Below are 18,505 nucleotides of genomic sequence, written 5' to 3' on the forward strand. Positions count from 1 at the left end.
CATAGAGGCAAATGTCCTCGGTCGCCGACCGGGACGCGGCTTGCCGGTGTCCCGGCCCGAGGAATGCGGAAAATGGCGGAGTCTTTACACAGGTGTCTGTTGGGCGTGGTGGGTGTACGTATGATCTACAGGTAGGCGCCCGCAACTCTCGTTGGACCGGCGTCACTTGAATGACGTTCTGGCGTCCCCAAGGCCAATTCCGCATTCGATCTGTCGAGTTCGGCCTGCCGACCCCTGCCGTCGTGCCCTTCGTTCACTCCGTCGTACCAGAGGACTTCCATGCCCCCCACCACCCCCCACACCGTTCCGCCGCCGAGCGGGAGACGCGTCGCCCGTACCGCCGTGGCAGCCGGTCTCGCCGTGCTGCTCTCCATAACCGGCGCGATACCCGTGGCCTTCGCCGCCGACGGTTCGCCCGCCGCGGTGCCGGCCGATGACGGCTCCGCCAAGTCCGTACACGACAAGCTCGGTTCGGCGGATGCCGAGTTGCTGTCCGAGGCGCGGGCCTCGGGTGAGAAGAACGTGACGATGATGGTCGTCACCGCGCCGGGCCGGACCGAGCAGGTGGCGAAGGAGCTGGACGCGGTCAAGGGCGGTTCCGTCGGCCGCAGTTACGACAAGCTCGGCTATGTCCGCGCCACCGTCCCGACCGGCAGGGCCGAGGCGGCGATCACGGCGGCCGCGAAGCTGCCCTCCGTGCACGCCATCGATCTGCGGCACGGGATCGCGCTGGAGGATCCGCTGCCCGACGCCCGCAAGGTGCGGGATGCCGCGACGAAGGCGACGTCGGAGACCTACCCGGCGCCCGGCAGGGACACCCCGGCCGCGAACCCGTACAACCCGGTCTTCGAGACGGGCGCCGTCGACTTCGTGAAGAAGCACCCGGAGGCGGACGGCCGGGGTGTCACCATCGGTGTCCTCGACACCGGCGTCGACCTCGCGCACCCGGCCCTGCAGAAGACCACCACGGGAGAGCGCAAGATCGTCGACTGGGTGACCGCCACCGACCCGGTCGTCGACGGCGACGGCACCTGGCGGCCGATGACGAGCGAGGTGTCCGGACCGTCCTTCACCTACGAGGGCCGGAGCTGGAAGGCACCGTCGGGCTCGTACCGCGTCAGCCTCTTCCGTGAGTCCGTCACCAACGGCGGCAGTGTCGCCGAGGGCGACGCCGACGGTGATGTGAACCGTGACGGTGACACCACCGACGACTGGGGCGTGCTGTACGACCCGGCGGCCGGCACGGTCACCGTCGATGTCGACGACAACGGCGACTTCACCGACGACACCCCGATGAAGCCGTACAAGGACGGTTACCAGGTCGGGTACTTCGGCACCGACGACCCCGGGACCGCCATCGCCGAGCGCCAGCCGTTCGTCGTGGAGATCCGCAAGGACGTCCCGCTGGACCCGCTGGGCGGGCCCCATGTCGGCAAGAAGGCCGACTTCGTCAACATCGGTGTCGTCTCCGGCTCGCACGGCACCCACGTCGCCGGCATCACCGCCGCGAACGGCCTGTTCGGCGGGAAGATGGACGGCGCCGCCCCCGGCGCGCGGATCGTCTCCTCCCGCGCCTGCGCCTTCGGCCCCGGCAGCTGCACCAACATCGCCATGTCCGAGGGCATGATCGACCTCGTCGTCAACCGGGGCGTCGACATCATCAACATGTCCATCGGCGGTCTGACCGCGCTCAACGACGGCAACGACGCCACCTCCGAGCTGTACACGCGCCTGATCGACACCTACGGCGTGCAGATCGTGATCTCGGCCGGCAACAGCGGACCCGGCGCCAACACCATCGGCTACCCGAGCTACGCCGACAAGGTGATCTCGGCCGGCTCGGGCATCTCCAAGGAGACCTGGGCCGCCAACTACGGCTCCGCCGTGGAGAAGAACTACAGCATGTCCGCCTACTCCTCGCGCGGCCCGCGCGAGGACGGCGGGTTCACGCCCACGCTGACCGCGCCCGGCTCGGCGGTCTCCTCCATCCCGACCTGGATGCCCGGCGACCAGTTCTACAAGGACTACGCGGGCTGGGACCTGCCCGCCGGCTACGGCATGTACCAGGGCACCTCGATGGCCTCCCCGCAGACGGCCGGCGCGTCCGCGCTGCTGCTGTCCGCCGCCAAGGCCCGGCACATCGACCTCACCCCGCAGAAACTGCGCACGGCACTGACCTCGACCGCCCGCCACATCAAGGGAGCCCAGGCCTACGAGGAGGGCGCGGGCCTCGTCGACGTTCCGGCCGCGTGGAAGGAGATCGAGGCGGGCGCGAGCGCCCACGACTACACCGTGAAGGCCCCGGTCGACACCGCCCTGGACCAGGAGCTGAAGACCCCCGGCTTCGGCACCGGCGTCTACGACCGCGAGGGCGGACTGAAGGCCGGCCAGAAGAAGACGTACGACGTCACGCTCACCCGCACCTCCGGCCCCGACACGCCGGTCGTGCACGAGCTGCGGCTGAAGAACAACAAGGCCGACACCTTCTCGATCGTCGGCTCGCAGACCGTCGAGCTGCCGCTGGACCAGCCGGTCACCGTCAAGGTCCAGGCCGCGCCCACGGCCGCGGGCATCAAGAGCGCCCGCCTGGAGGTCGACGACCCGGCCACCGCGGGCGTCGACCGGCAGATCCTGGCGACCGTCGTGGTCTCCACCCCGGCCCACTACGCCTACTCCGTCTCCGGCTCGGTGCAGCGCAACAGCGCGAACAGCTACTTCGTGACCGTCCCCGAGGGCGCCAGGACGCTGGAGGTCAGGCTCGGCGGCCTGGCGGACGGCAGCTGGACGGAGACCGGCGCGCTCCAGCCGTACGGTGTCCTCGCCAAGGGCGACGACTCCGGGGCGTCGGGCGTGACCACGTACCCGGACCCGCGGCCCGGTGTCTGGGAGATCGTGGTCCAGTCGTACTACGCCACCCAGCCGCTGGACAATCCCTACGACCTCGACGTCACCGTCTACGGCGCCTCCTTCGACCCGGACCCCGCGACCGTACCGGCGGCCGTGGTGGGCACCCCGGCCGCCGTCTCCTGGAAGGCGGCCAACGGCTACGCACCCGTGCACGGCACCATCGAGGGCGGAGCGCTCGGCTCCGCGAGGACCGCGCGGCCGGCCATCGCCACCGGGGCCACGCAGACCACCACGGTCGAGGTGCCCAAGGGCGCCACGTCCCTGGACGCCGCCATCGGCAGCCCCGCCGACTCCTCCGCCGACCTGGACCTGATGGTCTACGACGCGAACGGCGACCTGGTCGGCCGGTCGGCGGACGGCGACTCCGAGGAGTCCGTCTCCGTCACCGACCCGGCCGCCGGCACATACACGATCGAGGTGTACGGCTACGACGTCCCGTCCGGCTCGACCGCCTACGACTACCGCGACGTCTTCTTCTCCACCACGCTCGGCACGATCACGTCGGACGACCCGGGGCCGGTAGCGCTCGGGACGGGCGACTCCACGACCGTGTCCGCACAGGTCACCGCCGCGACCACCGCACCGGAGGGCCGCCGCCTGTTCGGTGAGGTGCGCCTGGTCAACGACCGCGGGACGACCGTGGGCAAGGGCACCGTGAACATCGAGAAGGTCACGAACCAAGCGGTGGTGTCCGGCACGTCGGTGGCGGGCGACACCACCTGAGCCACCTTCTGAGCCAGGTTGAACGGCGTGAGGGCCCCTGGGGATCGGGAATGGATCGGGAGATCCGCGACCGGTAACCCAGAGGCCCTCAATGCCGCCTGGAAAGACTCTCCTCGCGCCAAGCGGCAGGTCGCGGTCACCTGGTATGACGTTCTTCCCGTGCCATGAGCGCGTGCCGGCCAAAGGGGACATCTGCCCCTATGCGTTCCTTGATCACACCCGCGAGAATCTGATCCAGGTCATTTGCTCTGGCATGGAGCGGATGACGGATTTTCTCATTCCTGCATGAAGGAGCGTCAGCAGCATGGCTATTACCCGAAGGAAGACGGTAACCCTGGGGGCACTGGCGGGGATCGCCCTGGGCGGTCTGATTCTGCCGGTACAGGCTCAGGCCGCAACCTCAAGTGTGACAGTGGCGATCTGCAACAACGGCGGTCGCACGCTGGAGGCGGTCAAGGTCACCGGCGTGCGCGCGGACGGAAGCAGCACTTCCAGTTGGATCGGGGCCTCTTCCAACAACTGCACGTTGCCTTCGGCGAGGTGGCGGACCGGCCAGACGTTGAAGTTCGAACTGTCCTGGAAGGGGTACACGAGCACCACGTCGGAATCGTGCTCACTCGCATCCAGCCTGGCGGACGGGTCGGCGAGGACGTGCAACTACTACTACTGATGTCCGTCGCCGTCACAGGGATTCGGTCTTCCGTGTCGTATTCGGGCAAGTGAGGCCGTAGAGGTCAGGCGGTCGGCAAGCCGAATCATCCCTGGCCGTTCCTCGACATCCGTCAAATATTCGCCAAGCACGGAACGCCATCATGGGGAAGACGCCATCTCGCCCGCTCTTTCGGCGTGTGAGGTGACGGCTCATGGGGCGTTCCGTGCTTGTTTGAGACAGGAATCGATGAAGTGAAAGACCTTCCTGGCCGTATGGTCGCCGGGTGGAGAGCGACAGCCGCCACGGTGGCGGGCGCGCTGATTCTCTGGGGCACCGGCGTGGCACCGGCGGTCGCGGCCACGGAGCCGGCCCCGCCGGGTGGGGTGCCCGGGGTGCGGCTGCCGGAGCTGAAGTGGACCGACTGCGGCGGAGGCTTCGACTGTGCGACGGCCGAGGTGCCGCTCGACTACCGGCACCCGGACGGTGTCACGATCTCCCTCGGGCTCAGCCGTAAGTCCGCTGCCGACCCGGCTCACAAGATCGGGACACTCTTCCTCAACCAGGGCGGACCCGGTGGCTCTTCCGGTGGTCTCCTCTATTACATGGGCACCGATGGTCCTGCGGAGATCCGCAGCCGGTACGACCTCGTCATCGTCGACCCCCGCGGGGGCGGCCGGAGCGCGCCGGTGCGGTGCGAGTCCACGAGGGAGTGGATGGACTCCTGGGAGACGGCGACCGCACGCCCCACGCAGGGCGGCTTCGACCGTGCCGTATCTCTGGGGCGGCAGTTCAACGACGCGTGCCAACGTCATTCCGGCGACCTGCTGCCGTACATCGGGACGGAGTACTCGGCGCGGGACTTGGACGTGGTCCGGGCCGCACTCGGCGAGAAGAAGTTCAACTGGTACGGCCTCTCCTACGGCACCTACCTCGGCACCGTGTACGCCAGCCTCTTCCCCGAGAAAGTGGGCGTGATGGCGCTGGACGGCGCCTACGACCCGAATGCCTACGCCAACGATCCCTACCGGTACGACCGCGGGCAGTACCTGGCCGTCGACGCCGCGCTCGGGCGCTTCCTCGACTGGTGCGAGCGCACTCCGGATGACTGCTCGTTCGGCGACGGCGACCCACGACAGGCCTACCTGGACCTGCAAGCCGCGCTCGACGCCGAACCGATCAGGGACGCGGACGGCCGACTGGTCGCCAACGGTGCCTGGTTGACCATGATGGTGACCTACGCCCTCGGAAGCGGCGACGACTACTGGCCGACCCTGGCCCAGCAACTGGTCGATGCGCAGCACCGGACCGGGGACCTTCTGTCCGGCATGGAGGGCGAGGCCCAGTTCCAGACCGAGAACGCCGCCATCGAATGCGCGGACCGGGCATTTCCGCGCAGCCTGGACCTGCTCCACGACCGGCTGCGGAGTGAGACGGCCGAGGCGCCGCTGAACGGCCCGGCCCTCGCCTACGGACCGCCGAACTACGACCAGGGCCACGCCACCGCCTGCACCCAGTGGCCGGCGAAGCGGTTGTCCCGCTACAGCGGGCCCTTCGACGCGAAAGGCTCGGCGCCGATCCTTGTCGTCGGCAACACCGGCGACCCCGACACCCCGTACCAGGACGCCGTGACACTCTCCCGGACCCTCGACAACGCGCACCTGCTCACCGTGCGGGGCGAGGGCCACACAGGCACGGGCAGTGAGTGCGCCTGGAACGCGACCATGGACTACCTGGCCACGGGCGCGCTGCCCCGGCAGACGGAGTGCCCGGGGCACTGACGGCCTGACCTGAGAGCTGCCCGGCGCCGCTCTCGGTCACCGTCTCGACCTACCGAACCCAAGTTCTGCGCCTGTGCGTCAAGTTGGGCACTCGGAGCCTTCGAGACGCGGCACACCGACGTTTTCTGTCAGGTGCCGGGTTGCCAGGGGGCAAGTGCGGCGTCGACCGTGTCGGCCACTGTGTCCCTGCCAAGGTGAGCGCCGAGCATGAACCGTTGGAACAGCAGCGGGCCGAGGATGTGCGAGATGAGTTCGCGGGCGTGTTTCTCCGTGCCGGGGCGTAGCTCACCGCGTGCGACGGCGGCGGTGAGCGCGTCGGTGAAGCGCTCGTCGGCGCGACCGAACATCTCTTCGCGGATTCCTCGTATGTCGTCGTCGCGTTCGGCTCGTTCGATGACAGTGGCGATGACGGAGGCGGAGACCGGTTGGTTGAGCCAGTCGGCCTGTTGCTGCATCTGGGTGACCAGTTGGTCGTGGAGTGGGCCGTCGTCGAGGGTGAGCACAGGGTGGGCGCCGATGGCCAGGGTGTCGAGGAGCAGCGACGGGACGTCGGGCCAGTGTCGGTAGACGGTGGCGCGGCCCATGCCGGCCCGTTCGGCCACGGCGGCGTGGGTGACACGTTCCGGACCTCCCTCGGTGAGGAGTTCGGTGGCGGCGGTCAGCGCGGCTGCGCGGCTGCGTAGGGCGCGGGGGTCGTTGTTGGCCCGGGGCATGGGGGAACCTCCTTCGCTTGGCGAACCCATTTGTGAGACAGCTTGACTCACAATGGATTTTCGATACATACTGTCTCACAGATGAAGAGGGGCAGCATCCCCTTCCCCGAGGAGGTCCTCCATGTCCGTGACCACGCACGACAACGCCATCGCCCTGCGCTTCGCCGACCGTGCCATCGCCTACCAGGCGCTCAGCGAGCTGAAGCGCATCGCCTCTCCTGCCGCCGAAGTCCGAGGTGCGGTCCTGATCGAGCGCCTGGAGGACGGCACGGTCCGTGTTCCAGAGGGCCTGGAGACCGAGGCCGGCCGCAACACGGCGGTCGGCGGACTGGTCGGCTCGCTGGTCGGCATCATCGGCGGCCCCCTGGGGGTGCTGATGGGCTGGGGCATAGGCGCGGTGATCGGCGGAGGCTACGACTACAAGCGGGTCGCCGAGGCCACGGGCACGGTCGGTGCCTTCACTCCGCACATTCCGCCCAACGGCACGGCGATCCTGGCCGAAGTGAGGGAGGCCGACCCTGAGGTGCTGGACCTGCTGGCCATGCGCTACGACGCCACCTTGCAGCGCCGCCCGGTCGACAGCGTGCGCACCGAGTTGAAGGCCATGGAGGAGGCCGCCGAGCGGATCCGGAAGGATGAGGCGAAGGAGAAGCGCAACCGCAAGCGTGCCGAGGCCGAGCAGAAGGTCAAGAGTGGCGTGGCGACGCTCAAGCAGAAGATCACCGGGTAGCCGCTGCGCGCACCAAGAACGCGGGGCGGTGACCGTATCGGTCACTCCCCCTCTGCCCCGTATGGTCAGGGCGGGCCCCTAGGTCCTGTCTGGAGTTCGGATCACAAGTGTGGTGCGATGCTACGGAGCCAGAGCATCGCACCACACAGGTGCAGTCCGGCCTCGTAACTCTCCGGGTTCTTGTCGTACCGGGTAGCGATACCGCGCCAGTTCCGCAGCCGGTTGATGCACCGTTCCACGGTGTTGCGCTCTTTGTAGAGCGTCGCGTCATATGAGACTGGCCGGCCGCCGGCGCTGCCACGCTTCTTGCGGTTCGCGGCCTGGTCGACCTTCTCCGGGATCACGGCTCGGATCCCGCGTCGTCGCAGGTAGCGGCGGTTGCGTCGGGACGAATACGCCTTGTCCGCGGCCACCGCATCCGGCCGGGTCCGCGGGCGCCCGATCGGGCCGCGCACCTTCACCCGTTCCAGGACCGGGGCGAACTGCGGACTGTCACCGGCCTGCCCGGGCGTGAGGACGAACGCAAGCGGGCGACAGCGTCGGTCAGCCGCCACATGAATCTTGCTCGTCAGTCCGCCCCGGGAACGCCCCAGCTCGGCGGCTTTCAACCGGGCCCGGTGTCGTCGGCGGACCCGTCGCCGCTCGACGCGCGCCTCATCCTCAGCCTGTCCGTCCTGCGTTCTTTGTGCCTTGCCCTCGCCCCCTTTTCGGCCTCGACGGCCATTTCCAAGGCCGCCAACTGCTCGGGGTCCAGGGCCATCCCGGCGGCGTGATGATGGGCCCGGGCGGTCGCAGAGTCCACGCTGACCAGGCCCAAGTCGGCCTGGCCGCGGGCGGCGGCCTCAGCGATCACTGTTTGCATCAGGTCCTGGAAAACGCCCCGCCTCGCCCAGATCCGAAAGCGGTCGTACGTGCTCTGCCAGGGCCCGAACTCGGTCGGCAGGTCACGCCAGGGGCTACCCGTCCGGAACCGCCACATCACCGCGTTGAAGTGTTTCCGCAGGTCAGGGATGGGACCAACCGCGGCAATCGGGAGATGCGGCTCGATCAGGGCCCACTGCTCATCGGTGAGATCGCCTCGCGCCATGACTGATGGCCTATCAAGACCGAGCCCTCGCGCGCAGGCGATCTACCGAACTCCTGATCCAAACTCCAGACAGGCCCTAGGGGCCCGCCCTGACCGCTTTCCCTGGTCGGGTGATGATTGTTCGGCCGGACGTGTCCGCGTACAAGTGAACGCGGGCGAGCGGAACAACCTTCGTCCCGCGTGCCCCGGTGCTGAGAGGGCCGGCTCACGGCAACGTGGCCCGGTCGCCCGACTCCGGTCCGAACGCCACCCGCGCAAGGTCAAGGACCCTGCCACTCTTTCATTCGTCGAGGACAAGGCCGCGATAGTGCTGGTCGGTGGATTCTCCGACCTCGGCCGACCCTTGGCGTTCGGGCGGGACCGACGTGGTCGGCGAAGTGGGCCGGGGTGGCTTACGGGTCCATGCCGAGGGCGGCGGTGCGTGCCCGGCCGCACCTCGCACGGGGTCCGTGCGCGGTTCGAGCCGCGGGTGCCCAGGTGACCGTACCCGGCGACGCACTCACGCCAGTGCCCGTTGGCGGGCTTGGTGATCTCGACCGGCCTGGACGAAGAGATCGATAACCGTCTGCGTGGCCGTGGCGAAGCCGCACCGGTCCGGACCGGTGCCCGCCCGGGACTCTCGGCCGCCTCCGGCATCAGGGTCCGCGGTGCCCGGGGGAGGGTGAGCGCACGGCCCACATCTCCTGCCCGACACCGACGCCATCGCCCGAGCCCCATGCCTGCCCGGCCATGAACGTGCGGCGGAGTGCGTAGTACGCCGAGTCGTGTACCCACCGCCGGTGATGCGAGGTCGACGAGGACTGCGGCGGGCTGGACGGGTCTCGGTGGCGGACCCGTTCAGTGGGCGCGTCGGTATCAAAAAATTCCTGTGGATTGTTGACAGTCGGCGTTGCAGGCAGGATGCTGACGGAACCTTCGGGGAAAGGGCGGAAGATCGCGTGGGTCGATCGTCACCGTGGAGATGTGACGTGCGGGATCGGCTCCCTCAGGCGTTTGAAATGGTTTTGAGAGCACGGCGCGACGGGTGTCGTTTGCCATCTCTGTACGTTCAAGCGGAGGCGTTGTACGAAGCCCCGCAATGAGATCATCCGCTTACCGATCGCGGCGGGGAGACGGGCGACTGAAGCCTACATGGTCTTCTTTGGTCAAAGCCCCTGGACTGGTCGGTGATATTCGAGCACAGTTTCGCAACGACATCTGTCAGGAGATCACGTTGACGATCAGAAGAATGTATCAGGGGGCGTGTGCCGTCATTGTTGCCGCGGCCTCGCTGGTCGGGTGTTCGGAGTCGAACGGGAAGGCTTCGGGGGGTGGTGGGTCCGGCTCTCCCGACGGTCTGACGACGACCAATGTGTTCGGCAAAGCGGCAGGCGATCTCGACACGCTGAAGTGGGACGTGCCCGATGGCGAGCCGACGTCGCTGAGCCCCATTTTCGCTGCGAACTTCTCGGGGCAGGCGATTCTCGCGAATCTCTGCGACCAACTGCTCGTCCAGGACGCCGACTACAAGATCAGTCCTCATCTGGCGAAGGCGACGCAGGTGAACGACACCACCGTCACGCTGGACGTGGTCGAGAAGGCGAAGTTCTGGGACGGCAAGCCGGTGACTGCGGAGGACGTGGTCTTCAGCCTGAAGCAGCAGATGCGGCCGGACGCGCAGTTCGGCTTCGCGTTCAAGAGCGTTTCGTCCATCTCTGAGACCGGCGCCCGGCAGGTGACCGTCAAGTTCAAGAAGCCGGACGAGCTGTTCGTGAAGGAACTGGCCTCTCCGATCGGCATGGTCTGGCAGAAGGACTACGCCGAGGCCAAGGGCGCGGCCTACGGTACCGCCGGTGGCGGACTCATGTGTTCCGGCCCGTTCGAGCTGGGCAAGTGGAACCAGGGCCGCTCGATGACCCTGACCCGGAACGACGCCTACTGGAACCCGACCTATCGCGCGCATGCCAAGCAGGTCGAGCTGAGCTTCGTCACGGACACCGCGGCGCTCACCCAGGGGCTCCTGGCGGGCGAGTTCGACGGCGCCTGGAACGTCCGCCCGTCCCAGGTCGACGCCCTCAAGGGGGGCGACAAGGGATCCCTGGTCGTGGGTGACTCACTCGCGCAGACGATGGTCAGCTTCGCGAACGCCGGAGGCGTGACGGGCAACCCCGATCTGCGGCGGGCGATCCTGGGTTCGATCGATCGCGAGGCCATCGGCGAGAAGGTGTTCAAGGGCACGGCTGACCCGTCCTATACCGTGGTGGCCCCCAATTACTGGGACGAGGGCGCCACGGCCGTGTACGAGAAGGCCTACGGACCCTACGAGAAATCCAATAAGCTTACGGTCGAGCAAGCGAAGAAGCTGGTTGAATCCAGCGGCTACAAGGGGCAGACTCTAAAGCTCGCATATCCGTCCGGTGACGCCACGCAAAGCCTTCTCTCCCAGATAATTCAGGAGCAACTCGCGGGCATCGGTGTCAAGGTGAAGATCATCTCGATGGAGCCCCTTGCCTTCCTCACCGCCACGTACACGCCGAGCCAACGGCGTTCGCTCGACCTGATGATGATGGGGAACTACGGCTACGCGAAGGACCCCCTGGAGTTCATCACGTTCTTCCTCGGCCCCGACGAGACCTACAACTGGACCGACTTCTCCGACCCGGAGGTGACGGCGGGTCTGACCGAGGCGCGCGCCACCTTCGATGCCGAGAAGCGGGCAGAAATCCTTGTGCGGCTCCAGGAGAAGTGGGAGGCGGCGGCGCCGTTCGCCAGCTTCCTCATGCCGAAGGAACTCACCTACGTCAAGAATGGCATCGGGGGTGTGGTGACCTCGGGCGCCTATCTCAATCTGCCGTCACTCGCTCTGATCGGAACCAAGTAGGACCGGGGTGAATCGGTCGGCTGGTCATGGAAAATCTCTCGCGCCGAATGGTCAGATGGCGACGCAGGAACGGGGAGAAAAGTTGAACGCGCTCGATTCACGCTCCAAGAATCCCCTGGCCGCCGACCGCCCAGGACGGAGGGAGAGCCCGCGGCGGGGCCGGACGGCCAGGCGCTGGCTCGGCCCTCTGTGGCGCTGGGTGGGGCTGCCGGCGGTGACCGTCGTCATCTCCTCGTTCGTGATCTTCATGGCCCTGTCGGTGGCGCCGGGTGACCCTCTGGCGACGGTGACCGGCTCGCATCCCACACCGGAGACCCGGGCCCTGCTGGAGCGCCAGTACGGGCTCGACCGTCCGTTGATCATGCAGTACCTGCACTGGATCGGCGGCGTGGCGCAGGGCGACTTCGGCCACTCCATCGCCTATCGCGCGCCGGTGTGGAGCCTGCTGGCCCCCCGACTCGGCACCTCGTTGTTCCTGGTGGCGTACGCCGGTCTGCTCGTCATCGGGTTCGGACTGGCGGCGGCGGTGGCCGGCACCATCTGGCGTCCGCTCTCCTCCCTGCTCACCGTGGTGAGTGGAATCTGCGTGTCCATCCCCGCCTATGTCGCCGCCTCGGTGCTGTCGATCGTCTTCGCGACAGGCCTGGGCTGGTTCCCGACGCTCGGCGCGGGCGAGGGTTTCACGGACCGGCTGTGGCATCTCACCCTGCCGGCCGTGGCCCTGGCCATCGGCTGGGGTGCCTACCTCAGCCAGGTGGCGCGCGCCGCTCTCCGGGAACAGGCGGGTCGTGAACACGTCGAGACCGGTGTCGCGCGCGGTATCCCCTACCTGACGGTGTTCCGGCGGCATGTCGTGCGCAACGCCGCGGTGCCTATCGTCACCGTTTCGGCGCTCGTGGTCGCCAGCCTGATCGTCGGGTCGGTGGTGGTCGAGGTCGCGTTCGGTATCGACGGGATCGGATCGTTCTTCGTACGCAGTGTGCAGACGAAGGACTACGCGTCCGTCGAGGCGATCAGTCTCTTCCTGGTGCTCCTGGTCGTCGTGCTGACCACCGTGCTGGACCTGCTGCACACAGTCCTTGATCCGCGCCTGCGCGACTCGGGAGCAAGCCGATGACACTCACCTTCTCCCTCGCCGGGCGGCGCACCGGATCGAAACTCCGTACACGGGATTTCGACCCCCTTTTCGTGATCTCCCTCGCCCTCTGTCTCCTCATCGTGGCGTTCGCGGTCGTCGGTCCGCTCATGGTGAGCCATTCACCGGAGGAGACGGACATACTCAGCGGGAACCAGGGCCCCTCGGCGGCACACTGGTTCGGTACGGATCAGCTGGGCCGGGACATCTTCGCGCGGACGGCGGCGGGCGCGCGCCTGAGCCTGCTCGCACCGACCGTGATCGTGGCGCTGTCGTCGCTGGCCGCGGTCTTCCTGGCCCTGGTGTCGTCATGGTTCGGCGGTTGGGTGGACACGTCGATCACCAGGGTTCTCGACATTCTGTTCGCATTCCCGAGTCTGCTGTTCGCTCTCATCGCCGTGGCCGTCTTCGGGACCGGGGCCATGGCTCCGATCCTCGCGCTGGCCCTGGCCTATGTTCCCTATCTGGCCCGACTGGCCCGCGTGGAGGCACGCAGGGAACGCAACGCTCCGTACATCGCGGCCTGCTCCCTGTTGGGCATGTCCGGGACGCGGGTCGCCCTGCGGCACATGCTGCCCTCGCTCTGGCCGGTCATGCGGACCCAGGCCGCGATCACCTTCGGCGGTGCCCTGACCGACTTCGCGGCGATCTCCTTCATCGGCCTCGGTGTGCAGGCGCCGAGCCCGGAGTGGGGCGCGATGGTCTCGTCGGGCCGCACGTCGTTGCTGGACGGACACCCGGAGGAAGCGCTTTTCCCCGGGCTTCTGATCGTGGTGACGGTGGTCGCGTTCAATTTGCTGGCTGATCGGCTCGCCAAGCGCGAGGAAGGTGCACGATGACAGAGAAGCCGGCGGCAGGGGAAGAACTGCTGCTCGACGTCCGAGATCTCGCCGTGTCCGTTCCGGTGGGACGGGAGCAGAGGCCCCTGGTCACCGACGTGTCGTTCGGTCTGCCCGTCGGCGGATCGCTGGGACTGGTCGGCGAGTCCGGGTCGGGGAAGTCGATGACGGCCCGGGCGATTCTGCGGCTGCTCCAGCGGGACGCCAAGGTCAGCGGATCGGTGCGCTTCGAAGGCGAGGACGTCTACGGCATGTCGAAGTCCCGGCTGCGTGCCTGGCACGCCCGGGAGGTCGGCATGATCTACCAGGATCCCCGGGCACACATCAATCCCCTGCGTACGATCGGCGACTTCCTCACCGAGGGCCTGCGCCAGAGCGGAGTGAGCACCTCCGACGCCTACGAGCAGGCGGAGGCCCTGCTGAAGCGGGTGGGGGTCGGCAACGCCGACGTGCGCATCCGGCAGTTCCCGCACCAGCTCTCCGGCGGCCTGCTGCAACGCGTCATGATCGCGTCGGTGCTGCTGATGAAGCCCAAGCTGGTGATCGCGGACGAGCCGACCACCGCGCTCGACGTGACCATCCAGGAGGCGGTCATGGTGATCCTCGACGAGATGCGCCGTGCCGAGGGGGTCTCCCTGCTCATGGTCACCCATGACCTCGACCTGGCGGCAGCCGTGACGGACCGGCTGGCAGTGGTGTACGCGGGCCGGGTGGTCGAACTGGGCGCGTCCGCCACGATGCACGAGGACGGCATCCATCCCTATGCGCGCGGGCTGCTCGCCTCCCGGCCCTCCACGTCGTGCAAGGAGCGTCTCAAGGTCATACCCGGCCGCCCCGTCGCGGCTTTCGAGGCTCCCTCCGGCTGCGTCTTCGCGGACCGCTGCGACCTGGTGGAGGACGTGTGCCGGACGGACCGGCCATCCCTGCGCGAGGTGGCGACACACAGGGTCGCCTGTCATCGGGCCGACGAGATCGTCGCCGATCGGGCTCCCGTCGTAGGGGGGCGGGCGTGATGCAGCCGCAGCTGGAGGTACGAGACCTCCGCAAGGAGTACCCCGTACGGGGAGGCGAGCCGATCGTGGCCGTCGAGAGCGTGTCGTTCACCGTCCCTTCCGGCGGCTCCCTGGCCGTCGTCGGGGAGTCGGGTTCGGGCAAGACGACCTGTGCGCGGCTCATCTGCCGACTGGAGCAGCCGACCTCGGGATCGGTGCTCTTCGCCGAGCCGCCGTCGGCGGCCGGCGAACGCGAGCTGTCACCGCGGCTGCGCAGGGCGCGGGAGGTCCAGATGGTCTTCCAGGACCCCTACGCGTCCCTGGACCCCCGCCAGACGGTCACCGAGGCGGTGGCCGAGATCCTCAAGGTGCACGGCGTCGCGAGCAAGGCCGAGCGTGCCCGGCGTGTCAACGACCTCCTGGACAAGGTGGGCCTGCCCGAGCGGGTCGGCTCCTCGAAACCGCGCCGGCTCTCGGGCGGCCAGCGTCAGCGCGTCGCGATCATGAAGGCCCTGGCCGTTCAGCCGCGCCTGCTCATACTCGACGAAGCGGTCTCCGCGCTCGACGTCTCGGTTCAGGCGCAGGTCATCAATCTGCTGGCGGACCTTCGTGAGGCGGAGGGGCTGACGTACCTCTTCATCTCGCACGACCTCGGGGTGGTGCGTCAGATCAGCGACACATGCATCGTGATGCGGCACGGTGTCGTGGTCGAACAGGGCGCGACGGAGGAGGTCCTCGACTCGCCGACGGACCCGTACACGCAGCAGCTCATCGACGCCGTGCCGCGCCCGGGATGGAAACCGCGGGTCCGGAGCGGCTGACGGGACGGGAGATCCGGGACCCGGACCGGCGTGGATGAGTCGGGGCGGGAGCGGTGGGCGACGGCGGAGGCAGGTCTCCGCCGTCGCCCACCTCGGCGCGTCCGGGTTCCGCGGGCTCCAGGAGGTCTCTGGTGGTGTGGAAACCGGCACCCCACGTCGCGTCAGCGCGGCAGCGGCCGAACCGGCCGGGCCGGAGAAGGCAAGGGGCGTCGCCGCGCGGTGCCGATGACGGCGGCGGACGGGTGGTGCCGGGCGCCGCAATGTCCGGCACGGGCGTGCCGGAACCTGGGCCACCCCAGACCTTCCTCGAACCTGGGCCGTCGCCGTCGCCGACGACGGCCCAGTGCGAAGGGCCGGAGCATGCGTCAGTGCGTCCCGTGGAGGTTCAGGACGACCACGCCGACGACGATCAGCAGCAGTGCGCCCGTCTTGACCAGGTCCCAGCTTTCTCCCAGCACCGTGACACCCACCAGGGCGACGGCGGCGGTACCGAGGCCGGACCAGAGCGCGTACGCGACCGAGACCGGCATGCTCCGCACCACGACGGAGAGCATCCACAGAGACACGGCGTAGCCGGAGAGGACCGCCACGCTCCACAGCGGATCACGGAACCCGTCCGTACGGGCGAGGTTGGTGGTGGCGGCGACCTCGACGAGAATCGCCGCGACCAGAAGACCCAACGTGGCGGACATACGCGCCGACTTCCTTTCAGGGGCTGTGGGCAGGGCGTCGTCCGTCCGGGCCGCGGCCCGGACGGTCAACGGGTGAAGACGGCGATCGGGTCGCCGAGAAGGGACTCGTCGATCTCGACGCCGAGTCCCGGTACGTCCTTCCACGTGATCGCACCGTCCTCGAACGCCATCCCCGGCAGCACACTGTCCGAGGCTCCGTACGACAACGGCATCCCCTCGTGGCTGAAGTACGACGTGGACAGGAAACGGTCCGGGTCGATGGTGGCGGAGAGCTGCGCCAGCGCGGCCGTGGCGAGGTCTCCTCCCATGGGCTCGTCCACCAGGAGCATCACCCCCGAGGCCTCGGCCAGATCGCGCAGGCGCGCGGCCTTGGTCAGGCCGCCGACACGGCTCGGCTTGAGATTGAGGCCCTGCGCGCACCCCAGCCCGATGGCGGCCACCAGATCGGAGGTGTCTCTGACGCTCTCGTCGACGATCATGGGCAGGGCCGTGCGGGCGCGGACGAGTGCGAGTTCGGCGAGCGTTTCGCAGGGCTGCTCGAGATAGGTGTCGACGCCCTGGACGGCCGACAGGAACCGCAGGGCCTGAGCGACGGACCAGCCGCGGTTCGCGTCGCTGGTGAGGAAGGTGGAGTCGTCGGGCAGCGCGGCCAGCGTCGCGTGGACCCGTGCCGCGTCCTCCAGCGGATCGTCCCCGAGCTTGAGCTGCCACTGCCGGAAGCCGACATCGGCGTTGTCGCGCACCTTCGCGGCCATCTCGGCCGGAGCGCCCATGCCGATCGCCGTGAAGGTGCCGAAAGTCGACTGCTTGACGCCACCGAGGAGACGGGCCACAGGCTGTTGCAGGAGCTTGCCCCGCAGATCCCACAGAGCGATGTCGATGGCCGACTTGCCCGCGAGATGTCCGCGCAGCTCCCGGTCCATGGCCGAGACCAGGACGCCCGGTTCGAAGGCGTCGCAGGCGAGGACGGCAGGCGCGAGTTCCGCGACGGAGGCCTTGACGCTTCCGGGAAACCCGTCGAGGTAGTTGCCGCCGAGCGTGCAGGTCTCGCCGAACCCCACGGTGCCGTCGTCCGCTCGCGCCCGCACGACGGTGCTGATCAGCTGGTCGACCACGCGGCCGCCGGACATCACGTAACTGTCGTCGCTGAAGACTCTCGACCTGACCTCGAAACAGGCAAGTTCGACGACCCGCATATCATCACCTCTCAGCTGTCGACTGTCGACAATGTATCACTCCGAGGTTGGCGGAGTTAATGACATTTCCCCCTCACGCTCCCTCTTGCCTGCTGCGTCCCCTCGGCCTAGTGTGAAGTTTGTTGACAATCGACAGGCTCATTCTGTCGGATGCCCTTCACCTCGCCACAAGAGATGAAGGAAGCTCGCCAGTGTCTGCGACCAGGTCCCTGACCGGCGCGGAACGGTCCTCATGACGTGATCACGTGAAAGTGAGCCAGAGCATGACTGAATCCCCCCAGGAGCAGCCGAAGGCCCGACTCCTCCACCCGCGACTCGCGGCCGTGCTCGCGGGACTGCGGCACGGCGAGATGGTCTGTGTGAGCGACGCCGGAAGCGGCTCCAGTGAGAAGTCGCTCGTCCCGCTCGCCCCCGACGTGGAACGCATCGATCTGGGAATCGCGACGGACATCCCCACCTGTCGGGAGGTGGTGGGCGCGCTGCACGCGGCAGGGGACTTCGAAGCCGCGATCGTGGCCGACGTGACCCCCGAGGCGAACGAACCCCTCATGTCGTACCTGGTGAAGACATTCGGCGACGACTGTGTGCACGTCGTCGACTACCTGCCGACGTGGTACGAGCTGCGCAACCGGGTCAAGGTGTTCATCCAGACCGGTGACTACGGTCTGGCGGCGAGCACGATCCTCGTGGCGGGTTACCCGAGCCCGAACATTCCCCTGGAGTGGCTGAAGTCGAACGAGTGGTACGAGCGGCTCCTCGACGAAGGCGGCAAATTCGTGAGCGACGGCGAAACCTGGCACCGGGTCGACGACGCCGACACGGACGGCTGAACCCGTCATGTCGTCCGTGAACTCGCCGACGGGCCGTCAGGCCGTGCCGCATGAGCCCGGCACGGGCGGACCCCCCAAGGGGCGGCTCCTCCACGCGGAACTCGCCGCGCTCGTGGCCGACCTCCGTCACGGAGACACGGTCTGCGTCGGTGACGCCGGTGCCGGGACGCACAGCAAGACGCTGATCCCGCTGGATCCGGGCGTACGCCGCATCGACCTGGGGATCGCGACCGGCGTCCCCCTCGTCACGGACGTCGTCGACGCGCTCGTGCGGGCCGGCGACTTCCGGGCCGCCGTCGTCGGCAACTTCACCGTCGAGTACAACCAGCCGATGCACGCCTTCCTCGTCGACCACTTCGGCGAGGCCCGCGTGACCGAGGTGCAGCACTTTCCCGAGTGGTACAAGCTGCGCGACCGGGCGCGTGCACACATCCAGACCGGGGACCACTCGGTGGCCGCCAACGTCATCCTGGTGGCCGGTCCGCCGGGCCCGGACCGCCACGCGGCCGGCCCGGACCGGGCACCCGGCGCGTGAAGCCGCTCCCCGGTG

The 18,505-nt window shown here is 68.2% G+C and carries 15 protein-coding genes; 10 read left to right on the forward strand and 5 right to left on the reverse strand.

Going from position 1 to position 18,505, the window contains the following annotated elements:
• Positions 1-279: 279 nt before the first annotated feature.
• Positions 280-3,630 (forward strand): S8 family serine peptidase, encoded by a 3,351-nt coding sequence (locus F9278_RS41695; protein WP_152172951.1) that lies wholly within the window; start codon positions 280-282, stop codon positions 3,628-3,630.
• 387 nt (positions 3,631-4,017) lie between these two features.
• On the opposite strand, the gene F9278_RS41700 is transcribed toward F9278_RS41695, so the two are convergent.
• Positions 4,018-4,230 carry a hypothetical protein gene (locus F9278_RS41700; RefSeq protein ID WP_152172952.1) on the reverse strand — a complete coding sequence of 71 codons (213 nt, stop codon included), beginning with the start codon at positions 4,228-4,230 and terminating at the stop codon, positions 4,018-4,020.
• Between the two features lie 303 nt (positions 4,231-4,533).
• On the opposite strand from F9278_RS41700, the gene F9278_RS41705 reads away from it, so the two are divergent.
• Positions 4,534-6,060 (forward strand): alpha/beta hydrolase, encoded by a 1,527-nt coding sequence (locus tag F9278_RS41705; protein ID WP_152172953.1) that lies wholly within the window; start codon positions 4,534-4,536, stop codon positions 6,058-6,060.
• Positions 6,061-6,188: 128 nt separating this feature from the next.
• Here the strand turns inward: F9278_RS41705 and F9278_RS41710 are convergent, their stop codons facing one another.
• Positions 6,189-6,773: a TetR/AcrR family transcriptional regulator gene (locus F9278_RS41710; RefSeq protein WP_193241869.1), complete on the reverse strand. Its 585-nt coding sequence runs from the start codon at positions 6,771-6,773 to the stop codon at positions 6,189-6,191.
• 121 nt (positions 6,774-6,894) lie between these two features.
• Between F9278_RS41710 and F9278_RS41715 the strand changes: the two genes are divergently transcribed.
• Positions 6,895-7,503, forward strand: a complete 609-nt coding sequence (locus F9278_RS41715; RefSeq protein ID WP_152172955.1) for a DUF1269 domain-containing protein — start codon at positions 6,895-6,897, stop codon at positions 7,501-7,503.
• 101 nt (positions 7,504-7,604) lie between these two features.
• On the opposite strand, the gene F9278_RS41720 is transcribed toward F9278_RS41715, so the two are convergent.
• Positions 7,605-8,590 (reverse strand): IS5 family transposase gene (locus tag F9278_RS41720; RefSeq protein ID WP_404818858.1). Its coding sequence is split into 2 segments (ribosomal slippage): positions 7,605-8,180 and positions 8,183-8,590, totalling 984 coding nucleotides; the frame shifts between segments, so codons are not numbered across the junction.
• A gap of 1,213 nt (positions 8,591-9,803) precedes the next feature.
• Here F9278_RS41720 and F9278_RS41725 point away from each other — a divergent pair.
• The 5 genes from F9278_RS41725 to F9278_RS41745 all read left to right on the forward strand — a co-directional run bounded on the left by F9278_RS41725 (position 9,804) and on the right by F9278_RS41745 (position 15,237).
• Complete coding sequence (locus F9278_RS41725) at positions 9,804-11,450, forward strand: ABC transporter substrate-binding protein (RefSeq protein WP_193241870.1); 1,647 nt, start codon at positions 9,804-9,806, stop codon at positions 11,448-11,450.
• An 82-nt stretch (positions 11,451-11,532) separates the two neighbouring features.
• A complete protein-coding gene (locus F9278_RS41730; RefSeq protein ID WP_193241871.1) occupies positions 11,533-12,567 on the forward strand; it encodes an ABC transporter permease in 1,035 nt (344 codons plus the stop codon).
• Positions 12,564-13,424: an ABC transporter permease gene (locus F9278_RS41735; protein ID WP_226967164.1), complete on the forward strand. Its 861-nt coding sequence runs from the start codon at positions 12,564-12,566 to the stop codon at positions 13,422-13,424. The genes F9278_RS41730 and F9278_RS41735 overlap by 4 nt, the downstream gene beginning before the upstream one ends.
• Complete coding sequence (locus F9278_RS41740) at positions 13,421-14,437, forward strand: ABC transporter ATP-binding protein (protein ID WP_152172958.1); 1,017 nt, start codon at positions 13,421-13,423, stop codon at positions 14,435-14,437. The genes F9278_RS41735 and F9278_RS41740 overlap by 4 nt, the downstream gene beginning before the upstream one ends.
• Positions 14,437-15,237, forward strand: a complete 801-nt coding sequence (locus F9278_RS41745; protein WP_152174439.1) for an ATP-binding cassette domain-containing protein — start codon at positions 14,437-14,439, stop codon at positions 15,235-15,237. Before F9278_RS41740 ends, F9278_RS41745 begins: the two co-directional genes overlap by 1 nt.
• Positions 15,238-15,602: 365 nt before the next feature.
• Here the strand turns inward: F9278_RS41745 and F9278_RS41750 are convergent, their stop codons facing one another.
• Both F9278_RS41750 and F9278_RS41755 read right to left on the reverse strand, forming a co-directional pair.
• On the reverse strand, positions 15,603-15,929 hold the full coding sequence (locus F9278_RS41750) for a DMT family transporter (protein ID WP_152172959.1): 327 nt from the start codon (positions 15,927-15,929) through the stop codon (positions 15,603-15,605).
• 65 nt (positions 15,930-15,994) lie between these two features.
• Positions 15,995-17,125 (reverse strand): mandelate racemase/muconate lactonizing enzyme family protein, encoded by a 1,131-nt coding sequence (locus F9278_RS41755; RefSeq protein ID WP_152172960.1) that lies wholly within the window; start codon positions 17,123-17,125, stop codon positions 15,995-15,997.
• 263 nt (positions 17,126-17,388) lie between these two features.
• Between F9278_RS41755 and F9278_RS41760 the strand changes: the two genes are divergently transcribed.
• Both F9278_RS41760 and F9278_RS41765 read left to right on the forward strand, forming a co-directional pair.
• Positions 17,389-17,955 (forward strand): RbsD/FucU domain-containing protein, encoded by a 567-nt coding sequence (locus F9278_RS41760; protein ID WP_152172961.1) that lies wholly within the window; start codon positions 17,389-17,391, stop codon positions 17,953-17,955.
• A gap of 16 nt (positions 17,956-17,971) precedes the next feature.
• Complete coding sequence (locus tag F9278_RS41765; protein ID WP_193241872.1) at positions 17,972-18,490, forward strand: RbsD/FucU domain-containing protein; 519 nt, start codon at positions 17,972-17,974, stop codon at positions 18,488-18,490.
• Positions 18,491-18,505 lie beyond the last annotated feature (15 nt).

The organism is Streptomyces phaeolivaceus, from assembly GCF_009184865.1.
In the GTDB taxonomy this organism is placed as follows: Bacteria; Actinomycetota; Actinomycetes; order Streptomycetales; family Streptomycetaceae; genus Streptomyces; species Streptomyces phaeolivaceus.